Raw genomic sequence first — 21,514 nt, 5'->3', positions numbered from 1 at the left:
TGCACACCGGGGCCGACGGGGGTGGTGGTGCGGCGGATCGCGGAAACGGGTGTTCCCAGTCACGGGTGGGGAACACAGCGTGTCGCTGAAACGTCATACTGGGGGCGGGCGACAACCCAGGTGGAGTACTAGCAAGCTACGCCAACCGCAAGTGAGGCATGCTACGTGCGGCCGTTGATCGTTCGTGTGACCGGACCAGGTCGGTCTCGGCGCGCTCCGGCCTTTCCTGATCGATCCTGTGACGGACCTCGTCAGTCGAACGGCCGTCCTGTGTGCCAACCTCGCGAATCGGACCGCTAGCCTGGTACCCGAGTGTGTCTGTAAATCACGAGCATATGGATCGAGGCGAACGCCAGCCGTGTCCAGCAGCAGCCCTGCGTCACAGTTCGGCCCCAATGAGTGGTTGATCGAGGAGATGTACGAGCAGTTCCTCCAGGATCCCACTTCCGTAGACTCGGCGTGGCACGAATTCTTCGCCGACTACAAGCCGGGTCAGGCAGCCACCGACAACTCCGCTGCTGCGGCAGCTGCTGCAGCGGCCCCCTCCACGGCGACCGCGACGGCGACCGCGACGACCAACGGCCAGGCCCCCAACCCGCCCGCCACCACGGCGACCCCGGCGGCGAGCAAGCCCGCCACCCCGAAGCCGTCTCCGCAGCAGGCCGCGAAGGCCGCTCCGGTGAAGGAGCCGCAGGCCGCCGGTGACGTCAAGCCGCTGCGCGGTGCGGCGGCCGCGATCGCCAAGAACATGGACCAGTCGCTGACCGTGCCGACCGCCACGAGCGTGCGCGCGGTGCCGGCCAAGCTGCTGTTCGACAACCGCATCGTCATCAACAACCACCTGAAGCGGAACAAGGGCGGGAAGGTCTCCTTCACCCACCTGATCGGCTACGCGCTGGTCCGGGCGGTCAAGGACTTCCCGAACATGAACCGCCACTACGGCGTGGACGAGAGGGGCAAGCCCGCGGTCGTCACGCCGGAGCACATCAACCTGGGCCTGGCGATCGACCTGCCGGGCAAGGACGGTGCGCGCAACCTCGTGGTCGCCTCCATCAAGGGCTGCGAGGACATGACGTTCTACCAGTTCTGGCAGGCCTACGAGGACATCATCCGCAAGGCGCGCAGCAACGCGCTGACCACGGAGGACTTCCAGGGCACCACGATCTCGCTGACCAACCCGGGCCCGTCGGGCACCAACCACTCGGTGCCGCGGCTGACCAAGGGCCAGAGCGCGATCATCGGCGTCGGGGCGATGGACTACCCGGCCGAGTTCCAGGGCGCCAGCGAGAAGACCCTGGTCGACATGGGCATCAGCAAGATCGTGACGCTGACGTCCACCTACGACCACCGGGTCATCCAGGGCGCGGAGTCCGGTGACTTCCTGCGCCGGATGCACCAGCTGCTGCTCGGCGAGGACGGCTTCTTCGACGACATCTTCGCGTCGCTGCGCATCCCGTACGAGCCGGTCCGCTGGACGCAGGACATCCCGGAGGGCGCGGTCGACAAGACCGCCCGCGTGCTGGAGCTGATCGACGCCTACCGCACCCGCGGTCACCTGATGGCGGACATCGACCCGCTGAACTACCGGCAGCGGCGGCACGAGGACCTGGACGTCCTGTCGCACAGCCTGACCCTGTGGGACCTGGACCGGGAGTTCGCGGTCGGCGGGTTCGCCGGCAAGGAGCACATGAAGCTCCGCGACGTGCTGGGCGTGCTGCGCGACTCCTACTGCCGCACCGTCGGCGTCGAGTACATGCACATCCTGGAGCCCGACGAACGCGAATGGCTCCAGCAGCGGGTCGAGAAGCCGCACACCAAGCCGGACCCGACCGAGCAGAAGTACATCCTGTCGAAGCTGAACGCGGCCGAGGCGTTCGAGACCTTCCTGCAGACCAAGTACGTCGGGCAGAAGCGCTTCTCGCTGGAGGGCGCGGAGACCGTGGTGCCGCTGCTGGACGCGGTGCTCGACACCTCCGCGGCGCACGGCCTGGACGAGGTCGTCATCGGCATGCCGCACCGCGGCCGGCTCAACGTGCTGGCCAACATCGTCGGCAAGCCGATCTCGCAGATCTTCCGGGAGTTCGAGGGCAACCTGGACCCGGGCCAGGCGCACGGCTCCGGTGACGTCAAGTACCACCTCGGTGCCGAGGGCAAGTACTTCCGGATGTTCGGCGACGGCGAGACCAAGGTGTCGCTGACCTCCAACCCGTCGCACCTGGAGGCCGTGGACCCGGTGCTCGAGGGCATCGTCCGCGCCAAGCAGGACATCCTGGACAAGGGCCAGGAGGGCTTCACGGTCCTGCCGGTGCTGCTGCACGGCGACGCCGCGTTCGCCGGCCAGGGCGTGGTGGCCGAGACGCTGAACCTGTCGCTGCTGCGGGGCTACCGCACCGGCGGCACGGTGCACGTGATCGTCAACAACCAGGTCGGTTACACGACCGCGCCGGAGCACTCGCGCTCCAGCAAGTACTGCACCGACGTGGCGAAGATGATCGGTGCGCCGGTGTTCCACGTCAACGGCGACGACCCCGAGGCCTGCGTGTGGGTCGCGAAGCTGGCCGTAGAGTACCGCCAGGCGTTCGGCAAGGACGTCGTCATCGACATGGTCTGCTACCGGCGCCGCGGTCACAACGAGGGCGACGACCCCTCGATGACCCAGCCGAAGATGTACGACGCCATCGACAAGATGCGCAGCGTGCGCAAGGTCTACACCGAGTCCCTGATCGGGCGCGGTGACATGACCGTCGAAGAGGCCGAGAAGGCGTTGAAGGACTACGCCGCCCAGCTGGAGCACGTGTTCAACGAGGTCCGCGAGCTGGAGAAGCACCCGCCGGCGCCGAGCCCGTCGGTGGAGTCCGAGCAGCAGGTGCCGCGCGGCCTGGCGACCGCGATCTCGCGGGAGACCGTGGAGCGCATCGCCGAGGCGCAGATCAACCTGCCCGAGGGCTTCACCCCGCACCCGCGGGTCAAGCCGGTGCTGGAGCGCCGCGCCAAGATGGCCCGCGAGGGCGGCATCGACTGGGCGTTCGGCGAGCTGCTGGCGTTCGGGTCGCTGGTGATGGAGGGCCGCCCGGTCCGCCTGACCGGTCAGGACAGCCGCCGCGGCACCTTCGGCCAGCGGCACTCGGTGCTGATCGACCGCAAGACCAACGCCGAGTACACGCCGCTGCAGCACCTGTCGGAGGACCAGGCGAAGTTCCTGGTGTACGACTCGGCGCTGTCGGAGTTCGCGGCGCTGGGCTTCGAGTACGGCTACTCGGTCGGCAACCCGGACGCCCTGGTGCTGTGGGAGGCGCAGTTCGGCGACTTCTTCAACGGCGCCCAGTCGATCATCGACGAGTTCATCTCGTCCGGTGAGGCCAAGTGGGGCCAGCGCTCCGACGTGGTCATGCTGCTGCCGCACGGCCACGAGGGCCAGGGCCCGGACCACACCTCCGGTCGCATCGAGCGGTGGCTGCAGCTGTGCGCCGAGGGGTCGATGACGGTGGCGATGCCGTCCACCCCGGCGAACTACTTCCACCTGCTGCGGCGCCACGCGCTGGACGGCATCCACCGTCCGCTGGTGGTGTTCACGCCGAAGTCGATGCTGCGGTTGAAGGCCGCGACCAGCCCGGTCGAGGACTTCACCGAGGGCAAGTTCACCTCGGTGATCGACGACCCGACGCAGCCGGACCCGAACAGCGTCCGCAAGCTCGTGCTGTGCACCGGCAAGCTCTACTACGAGCTGGCCGCGCACCGCGAGAAGGAGGGCATCACCGACACCGCGATCGCCCGGCTGGAGCAGCTGTACCCGCTGCCGCACCGCAAGCTGGGCGCGCTGCTGGAGCGGTACGGCAACGTCGACGAGGTCCGGTGGGTCCAGGAGGAGCCCGCCAACCAGGGCGCGTGGCCGTTCCTGGGCCTGACGCTGCCGGAGCTGTTCCCGCAGCTGGTCGGCAAGCTCAAGCGGGTCTCGCGTCGTCCGATGGCCGCCCCGGCCACCGGTCTGGCCAAGGTCCACGAGGTCGAGCAGGCCGAGGTCGTGCGCAACGCCTTCGCCTGATCGCCACTGGAACGGGCCGTCGATCCCACCCGGGACCGGCGGCCCGTTTTCGCACTTCAGGGCGGTGGGTGACAGGAAGGTTCCCATCCTCGCGACGGGCTGGGGCCCTCCTGCCGTCCGGTGGGCCGGTCGCCTTGCACTCACCGGATCCGGGTTTCGTACTCTGCTGTCCTGGGTGTGCTGAGTCCACCGACCAGAACACGAGAACCCCGAGGAGGAAGCGGTGTACTTCACCGACCGCGGCATCGAGGAGCTTGAGGACCGTCGCGGTGACGAGTCGGTCAGCCTGTCCTGGGTCGCCGACCGGATGCGTGCCTTCGTCGACCTGAACCCCGAGTTCGAGGACGCCACGGAGCGACTGGCCACGTTCCTCGCCCGCGACGACGCCGACGACGAGTGACGGCACGAACCACACGGGAGAGCCCCGACTGACCACGCGCGTGGCGGCGGGGCTCGTTGCTTCCTCGGGCAGCGGCGGCCTTGGGTGAGGTGCCGCGCGACCGGGGGGGGCGCCACTGGTCAGGTGTCGAGGCCGCCCGCCTCCACCGGTCCGGGTGAATTTCCGCAACCCGATGCGGCCCACGTCCACCGAGGACTCGGTGCTCGGCGCGGAGCGTCCCGCGCGAGCTCAGCGCGCCGTTCCGAGGCACCTCCCGCGCAGCGCACCACGGGCGTCGGTGACAGGAAGGTTCCCATCCTCACCCCCGCCGCGCCGCTGTGCAGCGCGGCTAACCAGCCAGTGCAGAAAGTCGAGATGGACGGCTCGCCGGGGTCGGACCAGACTCCGAGCTGACGCAGCCATCGAGAGCGGAGGAACCGTGCGCGCACTGGTGAAGACCTCGCCCGCGCCCGGCTTGGAGCTGGCCGAGGTCCCCGACCCGACCCCGGGACCCAACGACGTCGTGGTGCGCGTGCTGCGCACCGGGATCTGCGGCACCGACCTGCACATCGCCTCCTGGGACGAGTGGGCCGCCCGCACCGTGCCGACGCCGCTGGTGGTCGGGCACGAGTTCGCCGGGGAGGTCGTCGCCACCGGCAGCGCCGTCACCCGGGCTGCGGTCGGCGACTTCGTCAGCGGCGAGGGGCACCTGGTGTGCGGGACGTGCCGCAACTGCCTGGCGGGGCGCCGGCACCTGTGCGCGAACACCAAGGGCCTCGGCGTGCACCACAACGGGGCGTTCGCCGAGTACGCGGTGCTGCCCGAGCAGAACGTGTGGGTGCACCGCACCGAGGTCGACCCCGACGTGGCGGCCATCTTCGACCCGTTCGGCAACGCCGTGCACACCGCGCTGAGCTTCCCGGTGGTCGGCGAGGACGTGCTCATCACCGGCGCCGGCCCGATCGGGCTGATGGCCGCGAGCGTGGCCAAGCACGCGGGTGCCCGGCACGTGGTGATCACCGACGTCAGCGAGCACCGGCTGGAGCTGGCCCGCCGCATCGGCGTGGACCTGGCGGTCGACGTCTCCACCACCCGGCTGGCCGACGCGCAGCAGCAGCTGGGCCTGAGCGAGGGCTTCGACGTCGCCATGGAGGTCTCCGGCCAGCCCGAGGCGCTGCGCGAGGTCGTGGCGAACATGACGCACGGCGGCCGGATCGCGATGCTGGGCCTGCCCTCCGCGGAGTTCGCGGTCGACTGGAGCGCCGTGGTGCTGAAGATGCTCACCGTCAAGGGCATCTACGGGCGCGAGATGTTCGAGACCTGGTACTCGATGTCGGTGCTGCTGGAGTCCGGCCTGGACCTCAGCCCGGTGATCACCCACCGCTTCCCGTACACCGAGCACGCCGACGCGTTCGAGACGGCCCGCAGCGGGCGCTGCGGCAAGATCATCCTCGACTGGACCGCGGGAGGTTCCGCCTGATGTACACGATCGCCGAGGGGCTGCGCGCCGAGCTGGACGAGATCCGCGCCGCGGGCCTGTACAAGGACGAGCGGGTGCTGCAGACGCCGCAGAGCGCGCGGGTGGGCGTCGCCGAGGCCGAGGTGCTGAACTTCTGCGCGAACAACTACCTGGGGCTGGCCGACCACCCCGCGCTGGTCGCCGCCGCGGAGCAGGCGCTGTCGAAGTGGGGCTTCGGCATGGCGTCGGTGCGGTTCATCTGCGGCACCCAGGCCCCGCACAAGGAGCTGGAGCAGCGGCTGTCGCAGTTCCTGGGCACCGACGACACGATCCTGTACAGCTCGTGCTTCGACGCCAACGGCGGGCTGTTCGAGACGCTGCTCGACGAGCGGGACGTGGTGATCTCCGACGAGCTCAACCACGCGAGCATCATCGACGGCATCCGCCTGTGCAAGGCCCGCCGCGCCCGCTACCGCAACCGGGACATGGCCGACCTGGAGCGGCTGCTGCGGGAGAACTCCGACGCGCGCCGCAAGCTGGTCGTCACCGACGGCGTGTTCTCGATGGACGGCTACCTGGCGCCGCTGGACGAGATCTGCGCGCTCGCCGACGAGCACGGCGCGCTGGTGGTGGTGGACGACTCGCACGCGGTGGGCTTCACCGGCCCGACCGGGGCGGGCACGCCCGAGCTGTTCGGCGTCACCGACCGGGTGGACGTGGTGACGGGCACGCTGGGCAAGGCGCTCGGTGGTGCCAGCGGCGGCTACGTGTCGGGGCGGGCGGAGATCGTGGAGCTGCTGCGGCAGCGGTCCCGGCCGTACCTGTTCTCGAACTCGCTGGCCCCGGCGATCGTGGCGGCCTCGCTGGCGGCGCTGGACCTGGTGGCGTCGCAGCCGGAGCTGCGGCAGCGGTTGCAGGACAACAGCGCCCTGTTCCGGCGGCGGATGACCGAGGAGGGCTTCGACCTGCTGCCTGGCGAGCACCCGATCATCCCGGTGATGATCGGCGACGCGGCGAAGGCGGCCCGGATGGCGGACCTGCTGCTGGACGAGGGCGTGTACGTGATCGGGTTCTCCTACCCGGTGGTGCCCAAGGGCAAGGCGCGCATCCGCACCCAGATGTCGGCGGCGCACACCGCCGCGGACGTGGAGCGCGCGGTGACGGCGTTCGTCGCGGCCCGCGAGCGGATGGATAGCATCGACGGGTGATAGACCCGCGGCGGCTGCTGGTCCTCCGCGCGCTCGCCGACCACGGCACGGTGCGCGCGGCGGCGGATGCGCTCTACCTGACGCCGTCGGCGGTGTCACAGCAGCTCACCGCGCTGGAGGGCGAGGCAGGGCAGCCGCTGCTGGTGCGCCAGGGCCGGCGGGTCCGGTTGACCGCCGCCGGGGAGCTGCTGGCGGAGCACGCCAAGGTGGTGCTGGCCGAGCTGGAGCGGGCCGAGGCCAGCCTGGCGGCGTGCGCGGCGGGCACCGTGGGCACCGTCGAGGTGGCGTCGTTCGCCTCGGCCATCACGCAGGTGGTGGCCCCGGCGATCGTGGCGGTGCGGGAGCAGGCGCCGGACGTGCGGGTGCTGGTGCGCGACGCCGAGGCGCACACCAGCCTGATGATGCTGCTGGCCGGGGAGATCGACATCGCGATCTCGATGGAGTACAGCTCCACGCTGCAGGCCGACGCGCGCCGGGTGACCCGCTTCCCGCTCTACGCCGAGCCGTTCGACGTGGTGCTGCCCCGTGCTCACGCCCTCGCCGGCGCCCCGGCGGTGGCGCTGGACGAACTGCGGGACGCGGAGTGGATCGCGCCGCTGCCGGGCAACCCGTGCCGCGCGGTGGCGCAGGTGTCGTGCGAGAACGCGGGTTTCGTCCCGGACATCACGCACACCTCCGACGACTTCCGCGCGGTGGAGGCGCTGGTGGCGGCGGGCACCGGGGTGGCGCTGGTGCCGCGCACGGCGATCTCCGGTGACCTCGGCGCGGTGTCGCGGCCGGTCGCGGGCAAGGCGCCCACCCGCCGGGTCTTCGCGGCTGTCCAGTGTGGGCGGGACGAGCACCCGCTGGTGCGCGTGGTGCTCGACGCCCTGCTGGCGCACCCGGGCCCGGGGTGAGTCAGCCGAGCAGCTCGTCGAACCCGCCCAGCGGGTTCTCCCGGGTCGGCAGTGCCGCCACGAACGGCAGCAGCTCCCGCTTGGCGACCTCGTGGACGCGGCGCAGCTCGGCCACCGGGTCGGGGTGGTCGTCCACCCGCAGGTCCAGGTACGGGTGCGGGGCGCCGGCGTTCACGTGCAGCGCGGCGCTCTGCTTGCCGCGCCGGTCCCCGCCCGCCCGCTGGCCCGCTTCGAGCGCGGCGAGCAGCCGCTCGTCCAGCGGTTCGCCCGCGGTCGCCTCGAACCGCTCGGCCATGGCGTCGACCGTCCGCCCGTCGACCAGCGTGTTCCCCGCGACGGCGTAGCCCTGGCCGACGCGGTGGCCGCGCCACGGGTGCGTCTCGGCGCCGGTGTGGGCCGCGGCCCGGCCGCACCGGTCCACGACGATCACCTGGCGCGATTCCGCCCCGGGGTCCGAGGCGAGCAGCTCGCGCAGCGTCTCGTCGGCCGAGCGCGTGCGCAGCAGCTCCAGGCCGTCGACCCCGAGCAGCGGGTTGATCAACGCCTGGGTGGCGACGGCACCGGAGCCGGCGTGGACGTGCACGGCCAGCGACCCGATCGCCGGCATCCGGGTGCTGATCGCGATGCCCGCGCACCCGGCTGCCACGTCGTGGGCGGCGATCGAGAAGGTCGACGCGCAGGGGCCGTGCGGCGTCACGCGCGGTGCTGCCCGTACGGCACCGCCCGCAGGAGCGTCACCTCCGCGGTGCCACCGCCCGGGACGGTGTAGGTGCGCGTCTCGCCCTGCTGGGCACCGGTCAGCGCGGCGCCGAGGGGCGAGTCCGGCGAGTACACGTCGAGGTCGTCGTCCTCGGTGCCGGCGCGGGTGCCGAGCAGGAAGGTCTCGGTCTCGCCGTCGTCGAAACGCACGGTGAGCACCATGCCGGGCTCGGCGATCCCGTCGTCGGGCGGCGTCTCGCCGACGACCGCGCTGCTCAGCAGGTCCTGGATCTCGCGGATGCGCGCCCGGCGCTGCCCCTCCTCGGTGAGCTCGTCGTCGCCGCTGCCCTCGGCGCGGTGCGCGAGCAGCTCGTCGAGCTCGGCGCGGAGCCGGTCGTGCGCTTCCTTCGTCAGCCAACGGGTCTGCGCGATGGTCATGGGTTCACCTCGTTCTTCGATGGGACGCGTGGGACTGTGCGACGTCTCGGGTGCGCGGGATCGCTCTCGCGGCCGGACGCGGTGTTCCGGGCCGGGACGTGCGGGCGCTCAGCGGGCTGTGGTCGTCCTTCGCCGCGAGCAGCTGCATCGCACGGGCCGGAGGCCGCGGGGAGCGCGCTGATCACAGCGCACGTGCGCGTTGACGCACCGCATGATCAGCCCTCCCGCGCATCGACACCGGCGTTCCACCCCGAGGATGGCCGAGTCTCCGCCGGAGGCCGTTGTCGTGATCGAACAAAAAGCTGATCGATTTTGTCCGGTTCTGCCATCAAGGTCGGGACCGGGCTGTGCTGGCGCACCCAACTCACCGCGCGAGGTCGAGGACGAGCGTCGCGACCGCGAGCCCGAGGAACAGCCCGGGTGCGGGGCGTACTGGCGGGTGCGCACGTGGGCGACGACGGCCCCCACGGAGAACAGCACCAGCCCGACCGCCGCGGCGGTGCCGAGGGACCGGGCGCCCCGCAGTCCGGCCACGAGCCCGACGGCCCCGGCTGCCTTGAGGGTTGCGAGCACCGGCAGCCACGACTGCGGGACCTGCACCGCGGCCGAGTTGGCGAGGACGAACCCCGCCCTGCGCAGAGGTGGTCGCGTTCGAGGAGCTGCTCGACGAGCCCTGCGTGGCCGCCCCGGCGGCGACCGGGTGGTGGCGGGACCACTGGCTGGCGGTCGACGAGCGCGGTGGTCACCCGGTGCGCATCGGCGCGGTCACCGACCAGCCCGACGCCTGGCTCACCACGGTCGCCAACGGCTACGGCATTGCCCTCGCCCCGGAGTCCTCCGCCCGCTTCCACGCCCGCCCCGGCGTCACCTACCGCCCGGTCACCGGCGTCAGCCCGAGCCGGGTCGGCGTCGCCCGGGCACCCGACGACGACGCCAACCCCGTGGTCCAGGACTTCGTCCGCTGCTGCCTGGCCCCCCCGGCCCGACCTGAGGAAGGGAACCTTCCTGTCACCCGCACCGCGGCGCGCAGCGCGAGCGTGGGAACCTTCCTGTCATCGGGCGCACGGTGCGCCGCCGGGCGCGAGCGCCGGTCAGCGGATCCGCTGGCCTGCGCGCCAGACGGCGTGGGTCAGGGGCACGCCCGGGCGGTAGGCGAGCCAGGTGGTGCTCGGGGCGTCCAGCACGTGCACGTCGGCGCGGGCGCCCGGGCGCAGCACGCCGACCGCGCCGTCACCGGAGTCGCGGCGCAGCGCCTTGGCGCCGCCGAGGGTGGCCGCGCGGACCGCTTCGTCGACGCTCATCCGCATCTGCAGCACCGCGGTGGTCACGCAGAACGCCATCGACGAGGTGTAGGAGGAACCGGGGTTGCAGTTGCTGGCCAGGGCGACCGTGGCGCCCGCGTCGAGCAGCGCGCGGGCGTCCGGGAGCGGTTGCCGGGTGGACAGGTCGCACGCGGGCAGCAGCGTCGCCACCGTCTCCGATCCCGCCAAGGCGTCCACATCGGACTGGTCCAGGAAGGTGCAGTGGTCCACGCTGGCCGCGCCGAGCTCCACCGCCAGCTGCACGCCCGGTCCCCGCTCGAGCTGGTTGCCGTGCACCCGCAGGCCGAGGCCGCGCGCCCCCGCCGCCTCCAGCACCCGGCGGGACTGGTCGACGTCGAACGCGCCGCGCTCGCAGAAGACGTCGCACCAGCCCACGTGCGGCGCCACCGCGTCGAGCATCTCCCCGCACACCAGGTCCAGGTAGCTGTCCGGGTCCTCGCCCGGCGGCACCAGGTGCGCGCCGAGGAAGGTGACCTCGTCGGCCGCCGCGGCCACCTTCGCCGAGCGCAGCTCGTCGGCCACCGTCAGGCCGTAGCCGGTCTTGGTCTCCACGCACGTGGTGCCCTGGGCGGCGGCCTCGTCGAGGTGCGCGCGCAGGTTCGCGGCCAGCTCCTCGTCGCTCGCGGCGCGGGTGGCGCGCACGGTGACCGCGATGCCGCCCGCCTGGTAGGGCTGGCCGGCCATGCGGGCGGCGAACTCGGCGGTGCGGTCCCCGGCGAACACGAGGTGGCTGTGGCTGTCGACCCAGCCGGGCAGGACGGCGCGCCCGCCGACGTCGACCCGGTCGTCGGCGGGCGGGGCGTCCGCCGCGGGCCCGACCCAGGCGACCCGGTCGCCGTCCAGCACCAGCGCGGCGTCGGCGAGCGTGCCCAGCTCGTCGTCGTTCGTGGTGAGCTCGCCGATCCCGGTGAGAGCAGTGGCTGCCATGACGTGCTGGTCCTCGTCCTCCGTGTCCGATCAGGGTGTGCGCAGGTCAGCGATGGCCTCGCGGAGCTCGCGGGCGGCGTCGACCGCGCGGTGCCGCCCGTCCTGCACGACGCGCTCGCCGTCGACGACCACCTCGCGCACGTCGTCGGCGCGCGCCACGGCCGGGACGGCCCCGGGTTCGGTGCCGGCCAGGCGGGTGGAGCCGAGGTCGACCGCGACGAAGTCGGCGCGGGCCCCGACCTCCAGCCGGCCCGCGTCGGTCCAGCCGAGGGACCGGTGTCCCGCTCCCGCGGCCATGTCGAGCAGCGCGGCCGCGTCGTGGTGGCCGCGGGTCTCGGTGGCCAGCCGCTGGTAGGACTCGACCGCCTGGGCTTCGGCGAGCAGGTCGATCACCGAGTGCCCGTCGCTGCCGAGGGACAGCCCGCTCCCGGCGACCCGCAGCTGCGGCGCGGGCCCGATGCCGTCGGCCAGGTCCGCCTCGGTCGTCGGGCACAGGCACACCCCGGTGCGGCTGCGGCCGAGCAGCGCGACGTCCTCGGCGGCCAGGTGGGTGGCGTGGACGGCGGTGGTGTTCGGGCCGAGCGCGCCGCAGGACTCCAGCAGCTGCGTCGGGGTGCAGCCGTGCGCGGCGAGACAGGCCTCGTTCTCCGCGCGCTGCTCGGACAGGTGGACGTGCAGCGGCGCCTCCCGCGCCCAGCCGGCGACCTCCGTGATCGCCTCGCTCGGCACCGCCCGGACCGAGTGCACCGCGGCACCGAGGCGCACCCGCTCACTGTCCACTGTGAACTCCTCGACCCGCTCCGCCCAGCGCGCCGCGTCACCGTCGGAGAACCGCTGCTGCACGCCCGCCGCCTCGCGGCCGAAGCCGCCCGCCAGGTAGCAGGTGTCCAGCAGCGTCAACCGGATCCCCGCGTCCCGCGCGGCCTGCACCAGTGCCTCGCCCATCGCGTTCGGGTCGGCGTAGCGGGCCCCGCCCGCGGCGTGGTGCAGGTAGTGGAACTCGCCGACGCAGGTGATCCCGGCCAGCGCCATCTCCGCGTACACGCCGCGCGCCAGCCGGTGGTAGCTGTCCGGGTCCAGCGCCTCCGCCACCTGGTACATCTGCTCGCGCCAGGTCCAGAAGGTGCCGCGCGCCCCGGTGTCCCAGCCGCGCAGCGCCCGGTGGAAGGCGTGGGAGTGGGCGTTGGCCAGGCCCGGCAGCACCATCCCCGGCAGCCGCTCGGCCCCGCCGGCCGGGGCGTCGACGGACACCGCGGTGATCCGGCCCCGCTCGACGTCGAACCGCACGCCCGGCCGCGGCCCCTGCGGCAGCCAGGCCCACTCGCACCAGAACGTCGTCATCACCTCACCCCGCCAGGTGGTCCAGGACGCGCGCGAGCGCGTGCGCGCCTGCGGTGCAGTCGTCGTCCTCGGCGTGCTCCTCCGGGGCGTGGCTGATGCCGGTCGGGTTGCGCACGAACAGCATCGCCGTGGGCACCGCGGCGGCGAGGACGCCCGCGTCGTGACCGGCCCCGGTGGCCAGCACCGGGGCGTCACCGAGCAGCCCGGAGAGCCGGTCGCGCAGCGCCGGGTCGAAGCGCACCGCGTCCCCGTAGGACTCCTCGGTGACCTCCACCTGGCAGCCCTCGGCCCCGGCGCACTCCCGGGCCGCTGCGGTCAGTTCCTCGACCATCGCCCGCGTCCCGGCGTCCTGCGGCGACCGCGCGTCCAGCCAGACGTCCACGGTGGAGGCGATGACGTTGGTGCCGCCGGGCGTGGGCACCAGCCTGCCCACGGTCGCCCGGCCGTCGGCGACCGAGCCGGCGGCCCGGCGCGCGGCGACCACCAGCTGCGCGGCGGGCAGCATCGGGTCCCGCCGGTCGGCCAGCAGCGTCGCGCCGGCGTGGTTGCCCTGGCCCCGGAACCGGAACCGCCACCGGCCGTGCGCCAGGATCGAGGAGGCGACCGCGACCGGCCGGTCCAGGTCGACCAGTCCGCGCCCCTGCTCCACGTGCAGCTCGACGAACTGCCCGATGCGCCGCAGCGCCTCCTCGTCGCGCCCCGCCCGGGACGGGTCCGCGCCGAACGAGCGCATCGCCTCGGCGAAGGTCACCCCGTCCGGGTCGCGCAGCGCGCGGGCGCGGTCGGCGTCGATGGTGCCGGCCAGCAGCCGGGAACCCAGGCACGGCACCCCGAACCGGCCGCCCTCCTCCTCGGCGAACACCACCACCGCCAGCGGTCGCCGCGGGCGGAAGCCCCTCTCCCGCAACACGTCCACCGCGCTCAGCGCGCTGACCACGCCCAGCGGCCCGTCGAAGGCGCCGCCGCCGGGCACCGAGTCCAGGTGGCTGCCGGTGACCACCGCGTCGTCGCCCGGCTCGCCCCACCACGCCCAGACGTTGGCGTTGCGGTCGGTGGTGACGCGCAGGTCGCGCGCCTCGGCCTGCTCGACGAACCACTCGCGCAGCTGCCGCTCGGCGTCGTCGAAGACGTGCCGCGAGTACCCGCCCCGCCGCCGGTCCGCGCCCACGCCGTCGATCGCCGCCAACAACGCTCCCGGTGCGACCACGCCCGCTCCTCCCTGTCCGACTGCCTCGATCACACCAGCGGGGTGCGGATGCCGCGTTCGGCCGCGACCTGCTGGGCCCGCTCGTACCCCGCGTCGACGTGGCGGATGACCCCCATGCCCGGGTCGTTGGTGAGCACCCGGGCGAGCTTCCGGCCCGCCAGCTCGGTGCCGTCGGCGACGGTGACCTGCCCGGCGTGCAGCGACCGGCCCATGCCGACCCCGCCACCGTGGTGCAGCGACACCCAGGTCGCCCCGGACGCCGTGTTCACCAGCGCGTTGAGCAGCGGCCAGTCCGCCACCGCGTCCGAGGTGTCGGCCATCGCCTCGGTCTCCCGGTACGGCGAGGCGACCGACCCGCAGTCCAGGTGGTCGCGGCCGAGCACCACCGGCGCGGTGAGCTCGCCGGACGCCACCATGTCGTTGAACCGCTCCCCGGCCCGCGCGCGCTCGCCGTAGCCGAGCCAGCAGATCCGCGCGGGCAGGCCCTGGAACGGCACCTTCTCCCCGGCCATCCGGATCCACCGGGCCAGGTGCTCGTCCTCGCCGAAGAGCTCCAGGATCGCCCGGTCGGTCGCGGCGATGTCGGCGGGGTCGCCGGACAGCGCCGCCCACCGGAACGGGCCCTTGCCCTCGCAGAACAGCGGCCGGACGTAGGCGGGCACGAACCCCGGGTAGGCGAACGCGCGCTCGCAGCCGCCGAGCTGGGCCTCGCCGCGCAGCGAGTTGCCGTAGTCGAACACCTCCGCGCCGGCGTCGAGGAACCCGACCATCGCCTCGACGTGCCGGGCCATCGACTCCCGCGCCCGCTCGGTGAACTCCTCGGGCTTGGTGGCGGCGTAGTCGGCCCAGTCCTCCAGCGCGACGCCGAGCGGCAGGTAGGACAGCGGGTCGTGCGCGGAGGTCTGGTCGGTGACCACGTCCACCGGCACCCCGCGGCGCAGCAGCTCCGGCACCACCTCCGCCGCGTTGCCGATCACCCCGACCGAGTGGGCGCGCCGCTGCTCCTTGGCGGCCACGGCCGTGGCGACCGCCTCGTCGAGGTCCGCGGCCACCTCGTCCAGGTAGCCGTGCCGGACGCGGCGGTGCGCCCGGTCCGGGTCGCACTCCACGACCAGCGCCGCGCCCCCGTTCATGGTCACCGCGAGCGGCTGCGCGCCGCCCATGCCGCCGAGCCCGGCGGTGAGCGTCAGGGTGCCCGCCAGGGACCCGCCGAAGCGCTTGGCGGCCACCGCGCCGAAGGTCTCGTAGGTGCCCTGCAGGATGCCCTGGGTGCCGATGTAGATCCACGAGCCGGCGGTCATCTGGCCGTACATCATCAGGCCGAGCGCGTCGAGGCGGCGGAACTCGTCCCAGTTCGCCCAGTCGCCGACCAGGTTGGAGTTGGCGATGAGCACCCGCGGCGCCCACTCGTGGGTCTGCAGCACGCCGACGGGCTTGCCGGACTGCACCAGCAGGGTCTCGTCCTCCCGCAGGTCGGTCAGCTCCCGCACGATCGCGTCGAACGACGCCCAGTCGCGGGCCGCCTTGCCGGTGCCGCCGTAGACCACCAGGTCGTCGGGGCGTTCGGCGACCTCCGGGTCGAGGTTGTTCTGCAGCATCCGCAGCGGCGCTTCGGTGCTCCAGCTGCGCGCGGTCAGCGTCGTGCCGCGCGGGGCGCGCACGGTTCGGCTCATGACACCCTCCGGTCACTGGCCCCGGTCCGCCGGGGCGTCCTCACAGGAACTCGGCGGCGGTGGCGCGCACCGCGCCGGATCGGATCAGGTCTTCGGCCGCGGCGATCTCCGGCGCGACGTGGCGGTCGGGGCCGGGACCGGGCACGCGGGTGCGCAGCAGGTCCCGGACCGCGGCCGTGGCCGGGGCGGGATCCAGCGGTGCCCGCAGGTCCAGGGCCCGGGCCGCGGTGAGCAGTTCGACGGCGAGCACGCTGGTCAGCGCGTCGATGCCGCGGCGCAGCTTGCGGGCCGCCGCCCAGCCCATCGACACGTGGTCCTCCTGCATCGCGCTGGTCGGGATGGAGTCCACCGAGGCGGGCACCGCCAGGCGCTTGAGCTCGCTGACCAGCCCGGCCTGGGTGTAGTGCGCGATCATGTGCCCGGAGTCCACGCCCGGGTCGTCGGCCAGGAACGCGGGCAGCCCGTGCGAGCGGGCCACGTCGAGCATCCGGTCGGTGCGGCGCTCGGCCATGCCGGCCACGTCCGCCAGCGGGATCGCCAGGAAGTCCAGCGCGTAGGCCAGCGGCGCGCCGTGGAAGTTGCCGTTGGACTCCACGCGCCCGTCGTCGAGCACCACCGGGTTGTCGATGGCCGACGCCAGCTCCCGGTCCGCGACCGCCTCGGCGTGGCTGACGGTGTCGCGCGCCGCGCCGTGCACCTGCGGGGCGCAGCGCAGCGAGTACGCGTCCTGCACGCGCGCGCAGTCCGGGCCGCGGTGGCTGGCGACGATGGGCGAGCCTTCCAGCAGCGCCAGCATCCGCTGCGCGGAGACCGCCTGCCCCGGGTGCGGGCGGAGCCGGTGCAGGTCGGCCGCGAAGACCCGGTCGGTGCCCAGCAGCGCCTCGACGCTCATCGCCGCGGTCACGTCGGCCACGTCGAGCAGGGCGGCGACGTCGTGCACCGCGAGCACCAGCATGCCGAGCATGCCGTCGGTGCCGTTGGTCAGCGCCAGGCCCTCCTTCTCGGCCAGCACCACCGGTTCGATGCCGGCCTCGGCCAGCGCCTCGGCGGCGGGGCGCCGCCGGCCCGCGGCGTCGAAGACCTCGCCCTCCCCGGTGAGGGCGAGCGCGACGGCGGCCAGTGGTGCGAGGTCGCCGGAGCAGCCGAGCGAACCGAACTCGTGCACCACCGGCACGAGGCCCGCGTTGAGCACCGCGGCGAGGGCGTGCGCGGTCTCCGGGCGGACCCCGGTGCGGCCGGTGGCGATGGTGTGCAGCCGCAGCAGCATCTGCGCGCGCACGACCTCCGGTTCCACCGCCGGCCCGGTGCCCGCCGCGTGCGAGCGCACGAAGGACTGCTGCAGCGCTGCGCGCCGGTCGCCGGGGATGTGCCGCACGGCCAGCGCCCCGAACCCGGTGGAGATGCCGTAGACCGGCCGGGTCTCGGCGGCCAGGGCGTCGACGTGCTTGCGGGTGGCGGCGATGCCGTGCTCGGCGAGCTGGGTGAGCTCGACGCGGGCCCCGCCGCGGGCGACCGAAACGACCTGGTCGCGGGCGAGCGGCTCCGGACCCAGGTTCAGCGCGTTGTCTGCCATGCCTCCATCCCAGCTCCGGGTGGGCGCTCCGCATAAGCCCGGATAGGGTGACTCCGTCTGGGATCCCAGACGGCGTGGGGAGCACCTTCACTCCTCACTCGATCGGGGGGGGGAGGCGCGGTGGGTGGGAGCAGTGACGTGCCCGCGCTGCGGCGGGGCTTGGCGATCCTGCAGCTGCTGGCCGGGCGGGCCGGTCCGGTGTCGGCCGGGGTGATCGCCCGCGACCTGGGCCTGCCGCGGTCCACCACCTACCACCTGCTGTCCGAGCTGGCCGCGGCCGGGTTCGTCACCCACCTGCCCGAGGAGCGGCGCTACGGCCTGGGCATGGCGGCCTTCGAGCTCGGCTCCGCCTACCTGCGGCACGACCCGCTGGAGCGGCTGGCCGGGCCGCTGCTGCGCCGCCTGGTCGACGAGGTCGACTCCACCGCGCACCTGGGCGTGCTGCACGGCGGCGAGTCGCTGTACCTGGTCAAGGAGCGGCCGTCGCAGCCGCAGACGCTGGTGACGGACGTGGGCGTGCGGCTGCCCGCCCAGCTGACCGCGTCCGGTCGCGCGATGCTCGCCCACCTGCCCGCGGCGCAGGTGCGGGCCCTGCTGCCCTCCAGCGAGCGGTTCGTCCTCCGCACCGAACGCGGTCCGCGCAACCTCCCGGAGCTGCGCCGCCTGCTCGCCGCGGAGCGGCGGCTGGGCTGGGCGGTCGAGGACGGGTTCGTCACCGCGGGCTTCGCCTCGGTGGCGTGCCCGGTGTTCGACCACGGCGGCCGGCCGATCGCGGCGATCAGCGTGACCTTCCGCCACGTCTGCGAGGGCTCCGCGTGCGGCGAGACCTGGCCGGACCTCGCCGCCCAGGTGCGCCGGACGGCGGCCGAGCTGACCAGCCGGATCAGCGGCCGCCCCGGCTGACGCGGGTCACAGCCCGGCGCCGGCGACGAACTCCGCGGCCAGGTCGGCCGGGTTGGCCTTGTCCACTTCCAGCCGGCGGTTGAGCTCGGTCAGTTCCTCCGTGGTCAGCGCCCGCGACACCGTGTTCAGCGCGTCGACCTGCTCCGGGGTGAGCTTGCCCCGGTGCACCAGGGGGACCACGTGCTGCGCCGGGAACATGTCCTTCGGGTCGTCCAGCTCCACCAGGTGGTTCTCCTCGATCTGCGAGGAGGTGGTGAACAGGTTGGCGACCTGGACCTGCCCGTCCAGCAGCGCGTTCACCGTGATGGTGCCGGCCTCGACCTGCCGGATCTCCTTGAACCGGCAGCCGTACTCCTCGGCGATCTTGGTCTCCCAGCGCAGCTTCCACTCCGCCGGTGCCCCGAGCACCAGCTCACCGCAGCGCGGCCCCAGGTCGGCCATCGAGCGCAGCCCGGTGTCCGCGGTGGCGGCGGTGACGGTGAGGACGTCGGAGTCCTCCGCCGGCGACTGCTCCAGCAGCTCGACCTCCGGCGGCAGGGTGCGGGCGAGCTGGTCGTAGACCTGCTGCGACTCGGTGGCCTGCGAGGCCGGGTCCAGGTGCTCCAGCAGGTTCCCGGTGTACTCGGGCACCACCGAGAGCTCGCCGTTGCGCACCGCACCGACGTAGAACTCGCGGGCCCCGATGCGGGGCTTGGTCTGCACGTCGGCGCCGGTGGTCTTCAGCGCCTCCGCGTAGATGTGCATGAGCAGCTCGCTCTCGGCGAAGTCCGCCGAGCCGACCACCACGGTGCCGCCCTGGTCCCCGTTGGCGGCCAACGGGTCCTGCGACCCGCACCCGGTCAGCAGCAGCGCCGCCGCAGCAGCGCACACCAGCAACCGCTTCATCACTCCGTCCCTCCTCGTCGAGCGGCCAGCTGCAGACCGCGCGGCACCAGCAGCCGGGTCACCCCGGCCAACACCAGGTCGAGCAGCACCGCGAGCACCGCGATCACGATCGCGGCCGAGGCCATCTGCGCGTAGTCGCTGATCTTCAGCCCGTCCAGCAGGATCCGCCCCAGCCCGCCGAGCCCGACGTAGGCGGCGACGGCCGCGGTGGCCACCACCTGCAGCATCGCGCTGCGCACCCCGCCGAGCACCAGCGGCAGCGCGGTCGGCAGCTCCACCTGCCACAGCCGCTGCGCGGGGGTCATGCCCATGCCGCGGGCGGCGTCCACCGCGTCGGCCGGTGCGTTGCGCACGCCCGCGTGGGCCCCGGAGAGGATCGACGGGATCGCCAGCACCACCAGCCCGGCCAGCGCCGGCAGCTCCCCGAGCCCGAAGGCGAGCACCAGCAGCGTCACCAGGCCGAGGGTGGGCAGCGCGCGCATCGCGTTGCTGGCCCCGACCACCAGCACCGATCCCCGCCCGGTGTGGCCGAGGTAGACGCCCAGCGGGACGGCCACCAGTGACGCGGCCGCCACCGACACCACGCAGTAGTAGAGGTGGCGCAGCGTCTGCGCCAGGATCCCGCCCGGCCCGGTCCAGTGCGCCGGGTCGGTCAGCCACGCGAGGAGCTCCCCGATCACGCCGCACCCACCTCCGCCCGGGCCCACGGGGTGGCCAGCCGCCACAGCGCCACGAGCAGCAGGTCCACCACCAGCGCCAGCAGCAGGGTCAGCACGATGCCGATGACGATCTGCACCGGGTGGTCGCGCTGGAACCCGTCGGTGAACAACCGGCCCAGCCCGCCGATGCCGACCAGCGCGCCCACGCTGACCAGGCTGATGTTGCTGACCGAGGCCACCCGCACCGCGGCCGCCAGCACCGGCACCGACAGCGGCAGCTCCACGGTGAGGAACCGCCGGGTGGGCCGGTAGCCCATCGCGGTGGCGGCGGCGACGACGTGCGCGGGCACCGACTCGAGCGCGTCCTGCACCGGCCGCACCAGCAGCGCCGCGGTGTACAGCGTCAGGGCGATGACCACGTTGACCGACGACAGCAGCGGGGTGCCGAGCAGGCCGGGGATGAGGACGAACAGCGCCAGCGACGGGATGGTGTAGACGACGTTCGCGGTGCCCTGCAGCGCGCCGCGCAGCCAGCGCACCTGCTGCGCCAGCCGCCCCAGCGGCAGCGCCAGCAGCACCCCGAGCAGCAGCGGCAGCAGGGCCAGGTAGACGTGCTCGGCGAGCTGGTCCAGCACCAGCTCCCGGTTGCTCGGGCTGCTGAAGTAGTCGATCACGGCAGCCCCTCGGGGCGGCGGTGCCGCTCGATCAGGCCGAGCACGTGCTCGGCGGTGACCACGCCGACGTAGCCGCCGTCGTCGTCGACGACCACGCCGAGCCCGGTCGGCGCGGACAGGGCCGCGTCCAGCGCGCCGCGCAGCGGCGAGCCCTTCGTGTGCAGCGAACCGCCCGCGACGAGCCGGTCCTCGTCCAGCGGACCGTCCACGTCGGTCTCCGGCGGCAGCCAGCCGCGCGGCCGGCCCGCCTCGTCCAGCGCCAGCCGCCACCGCTGCTGGCGGTCCACCCGGGAGCCGAGCTCGACGGTGTCCACCGGCTGCGGCTGCAGGCTGTCGGAGTCCACGAAGGACAGCCTGCGGTAGCCGCGGTCGCGGCCGACGAACTCGGTCACGAAGTCGTCGGCCGGTTCGGCGAGCAGGTCGTCGGGTTCGGCGTACTGGGCGAGGTGGCCGCCCTGCCGCAGCACCGCCACCTTCTCCCCCAGCTTGATGGCCTCGTCGATGTCGTGCGTGACGAACAGGACCGTCTTGTCCAGCTCGGCCTGCAGCCGCAGCAGCTCGTCCTGCAGGCCCTCCCGCACCACCGGGTCGACGGCGCTGAACGGCTCGTCCATGAGCAGCACCGGCGGGTCGGCCGCGAGCGCCCGCGCCACCCCGACGCGCTGCTGCTGACCGCCGGAGAGCTGCGCCGGGTAGCGCGCGCCGAGCTCGGGCTGCAACCCGACCAGCTCCAGCAGTTCCCCGGCACGGCGGCGGACCTCCTGCTTGCTGTGGCCGTTGAGCCGCGGCACCGTCGCGATGTTGTCGAGCACGGTGCGGTGCGGGAACAGCCCCGCCTGCTGGATCACGTAGCCGATGCCGCGGCGCAGCTCCGCGGGGTCGCGCTCGCGCACGTCCGTGCCGCCGACGAGCACCGTGCCCGACGACGGCTCGATCATGCGGTTCACCATCCGCATCAGCGTGGTCTTGCCGCACCCGGACGGCCCGACCAGCACGGTGATGGTGCCCGTCCGCACCGACAGGCTGAGCTCGTGGACGGCGACGGTGCCGTTCGGGTACTCCTTGCGCACGGACCGGAACTCGATCACGCGAGCCCCCTCGAAGTCAGTCGCGTCCCCCAGCGAACGCGGCCGACCCTAGCTCGATCGGCCGCGTCGTGCGATCGACGAGACCGACGCGTGACCTCGTACCGCCTGTTGGGAGCGCGGCGCCCGACCGGGCCCCGTAAG

18 protein-coding genes and 1 pseudogene are annotated in these 21,514 nt (G+C 73.4%); 7 read left to right on the top strand and 12 right to left on the bottom strand.

The features are described 5' to 3' along the window. Positions 1–358 precede the first annotated feature (358 nt). From HNR68_RS07700 to HNR68_RS07680, 5 genes are all read left to right on the top strand, one after another. Positions 359–4,042 carry a multifunctional oxoglutarate decarboxylase/oxoglutarate dehydrogenase thiamine pyrophosphate-binding subunit/dihydrolipoyllysine-residue succinyltransferase subunit gene (locus HNR68_RS07700; protein ID WP_179719006.1) on the top strand — a complete coding sequence of 1,228 codons (3,684 nt, stop codon included), beginning with the start codon at positions 359–361 and terminating at the stop codon, positions 4,040–4,042. Positions 4,043–4,265: 223 nt separating this feature from the next. After that, entirely contained in the window at positions 4,266–4,442 is a 177-nt protein-coding gene (locus HNR68_RS07695; protein ID WP_179719005.1) for a DUF6104 family protein, read from the top strand. A 418-nt stretch (positions 4,443–4,860) separates the two neighbouring features. Further along, positions 4,861–5,901, top strand: a complete 1,041-nt coding sequence (gene tdh / locus HNR68_RS07690; RefSeq protein WP_179719003.1) for an L-threonine 3-dehydrogenase — start codon at positions 4,861–4,863, stop codon at positions 5,899–5,901. Continuing rightward, a complete protein-coding gene (locus HNR68_RS07685) occupies positions 5,901–7,088 on the top strand; it encodes a glycine C-acetyltransferase (protein WP_179719001.1) in 1,188 nt (395 codons plus the stop codon). The genes tdh and HNR68_RS07685 overlap by 1 nt, the downstream gene beginning before the upstream one ends. After that, positions 7,085–7,984: a LysR substrate-binding domain-containing protein gene (locus HNR68_RS07680; RefSeq protein ID WP_179718999.1), complete on the top strand. Its 900-nt coding sequence runs from the start codon at positions 7,085–7,087 to the stop codon at positions 7,982–7,984. The genes HNR68_RS07685 and HNR68_RS07680 overlap by 4 nt, the downstream gene beginning before the upstream one ends. Position 7,985: 1 nt before the next feature. On the opposite strand, the gene HNR68_RS07675 is transcribed toward HNR68_RS07680, so the two are convergent. From HNR68_RS07675 to HNR68_RS27380, 3 genes are all read right to left on the bottom strand, one after another. Further along, on the bottom strand, positions 7,986–8,681 hold the full coding sequence (locus HNR68_RS07675) for a DUF1028 domain-containing protein (RefSeq protein ID WP_179718997.1): 696 nt from the start codon (positions 8,679–8,681) through the stop codon (positions 7,986–7,988). Next, complete coding sequence (locus HNR68_RS07670) at positions 8,678–9,121, bottom strand: GreA/GreB family elongation factor (protein WP_179718995.1); 444 nt, start codon at positions 9,119–9,121, stop codon at positions 8,678–8,680. Before HNR68_RS07670 ends, HNR68_RS07675 begins: the two co-directional genes overlap by 4 nt. Before the next feature lie 108 nt (positions 9,122–9,229). Continuing rightward, a complete protein-coding gene (locus HNR68_RS27380; protein WP_343050454.1) occupies positions 9,230–9,694 on the bottom strand; it encodes a DoxX family protein in 465 nt (154 codons plus the stop codon). Between the two features lie 68 nt (positions 9,695–9,762). Between HNR68_RS27380 and HNR68_RS07660 the strand changes: the two are divergent. After that, positions 9,763–10,080: pseudogene (locus tag HNR68_RS07660) on the top strand (LysR substrate-binding domain-containing protein); the annotation flags it as partial. Between the two features lie 132 nt (positions 10,081–10,212). Here HNR68_RS07660 and hutI read toward each other — a convergent pair. Genes hutI through hutH form a run of 5 tightly spaced genes read right to left on the bottom strand, consistent with a single transcriptional unit; the run spans position 10,213 to position 17,164 of the window. Further along, positions 10,213–11,370: an imidazolonepropionase gene (gene hutI, locus HNR68_RS07655; RefSeq protein WP_179718993.1), complete on the bottom strand. Its 1,158-nt coding sequence runs from the start codon at positions 11,368–11,370 to the stop codon at positions 10,213–10,215. Between the two features lie 30 nt (positions 11,371–11,400). Further along, complete coding sequence (locus HNR68_RS07650; protein WP_179718991.1) at positions 11,401–12,711, bottom strand: formimidoylglutamate deiminase; 1,311 nt, start codon at positions 12,709–12,711, stop codon at positions 11,401–11,403. Between the two features lie 4 nt (positions 12,712–12,715). Continuing rightward, the gene (locus HNR68_RS07645; RefSeq protein ID WP_179718989.1) at positions 12,716–13,918 is read right to left on the bottom strand and encodes an allantoate amidohydrolase; all 1,203 of its coding nucleotides are present in this window, start codon (positions 13,916–13,918) and stop codon (positions 12,716–12,718) included. A gap of 29 nt (positions 13,919–13,947) precedes the next feature. Next, positions 13,948–15,591, bottom strand: a complete 1,644-nt coding sequence (gene hutU, locus HNR68_RS07640) for a urocanate hydratase (RefSeq protein WP_179718987.1) — start codon at positions 15,589–15,591, stop codon at positions 13,948–13,950. Positions 15,592–15,631: 40 nt separating this feature from the next. Beyond that, on the bottom strand, positions 15,632–17,164 hold the full coding sequence (gene hutH, locus HNR68_RS07635; protein ID WP_179718985.1) for a histidine ammonia-lyase: 1,533 nt from the start codon (positions 17,162–17,164) through the stop codon (positions 15,632–15,634). Between the two features lie 120 nt (positions 17,165–17,284). Here hutH and HNR68_RS07630 point away from each other — a divergent pair, with 120 nt between their 5' ends. Beyond that, positions 17,285–18,067, top strand: a complete 783-nt coding sequence (locus HNR68_RS07630; protein ID WP_179718983.1) for an IclR family transcriptional regulator domain-containing protein — start codon at positions 17,285–17,287, stop codon at positions 18,065–18,067. Positions 18,068–18,073: 6 nt separating this feature from the next. Here the strand turns inward: HNR68_RS07630 and HNR68_RS07625 are convergent, their stop codons facing one another. The 4 genes from HNR68_RS07625 to HNR68_RS07610 are packed head-to-tail and all read right to left on the bottom strand — an operon-like array spanning position 18,074 to position 21,373. After that, positions 18,074–18,952: an ABC transporter substrate-binding protein gene (locus HNR68_RS07625; protein WP_179718981.1), complete on the bottom strand. Its 879-nt coding sequence runs from the start codon at positions 18,950–18,952 to the stop codon at positions 18,074–18,076. After that, positions 18,952–19,632 (bottom strand): ABC transporter permease subunit, encoded by a 681-nt coding sequence (locus HNR68_RS07620; RefSeq protein WP_179718979.1) that lies wholly within the window; start codon positions 19,630–19,632, stop codon positions 18,952–18,954. Before HNR68_RS07620 ends, HNR68_RS07625 begins: the two co-directional genes overlap by 1 nt. Next, entirely contained in the window at positions 19,629–20,285 is a 657-nt protein-coding gene (locus HNR68_RS07615) for an ABC transporter permease subunit (protein WP_179718977.1), read from the bottom strand. The genes HNR68_RS07620 and HNR68_RS07615 overlap by 4 nt, the downstream gene beginning before the upstream one ends. Beyond that, positions 20,282–21,373 carry an ATP-binding cassette domain-containing protein gene (locus HNR68_RS07610; protein WP_179718975.1) on the bottom strand — a complete coding sequence of 364 codons (1,092 nt, stop codon included), beginning with the start codon at positions 21,371–21,373 and terminating at the stop codon, positions 20,282–20,284. Before HNR68_RS07610 ends, HNR68_RS07615 begins: the two co-directional genes overlap by 4 nt. Between the last annotated feature and the right edge of the window lie 141 nt (positions 21,374–21,514).

Source organism: Saccharopolyspora hordei, from assembly GCF_013410345.1.
Taxonomy (GTDB): domain Bacteria; phylum Actinomycetota; class Actinomycetes; order Mycobacteriales; family Pseudonocardiaceae; genus Saccharopolyspora; species Saccharopolyspora hordei.
The sequence above is the reverse complement of the archived record's forward strand: the minus strand, read 5'-3'. Positions and strand labels throughout refer to the sequence as shown.

Bases quoted from the DNA above. Each gene is read 5' to 3' on its own strand.
- HNR68_RS07685 (WP_179719001.1), top strand. From the start codon at position 5,901: ATGTACACGATCGCCGAGGGGCTGCGCGCCGAGCTGGACGAGATCCGC.
- HNR68_RS07670 (WP_179718995.1), bottom strand. From the start codon at position 9,121: ATGACCATCGCGCAGACCCGTTGGCTGACGAAGGAAGCGCACGACCGG.
- hutI (WP_179718993.1), bottom strand. From the start codon at position 11,370: ATGGCAGCCACTGCTCTCACCGGGATCGGCGAGCTCACCACGAACGAC.
- HNR68_RS07650 (WP_179718991.1), bottom strand. From the start codon at position 12,711: ATGACGACGTTCTGGTGCGAGTGGGCCTGGCTGCCGCAGGGGCCGCGG.
- hutU (WP_179718987.1), bottom strand. From the start codon at position 15,591: ATGAGCCGAACCGTGCGCGCCCCGCGCGGCACGACGCTGACCGCGCGC.
- hutH (WP_179718985.1), bottom strand. From the start codon at position 17,164: ATGGCAGACAACGCGCTGAACCTGGGTCCGGAGCCGCTCGCCCGCGAC.
- HNR68_RS07625 (WP_179718981.1), bottom strand. From the start codon at position 18,952: ATGAAGCGGTTGCTGGTGTGCGCTGCTGCGGCGGCGCTGCTGCTGACC.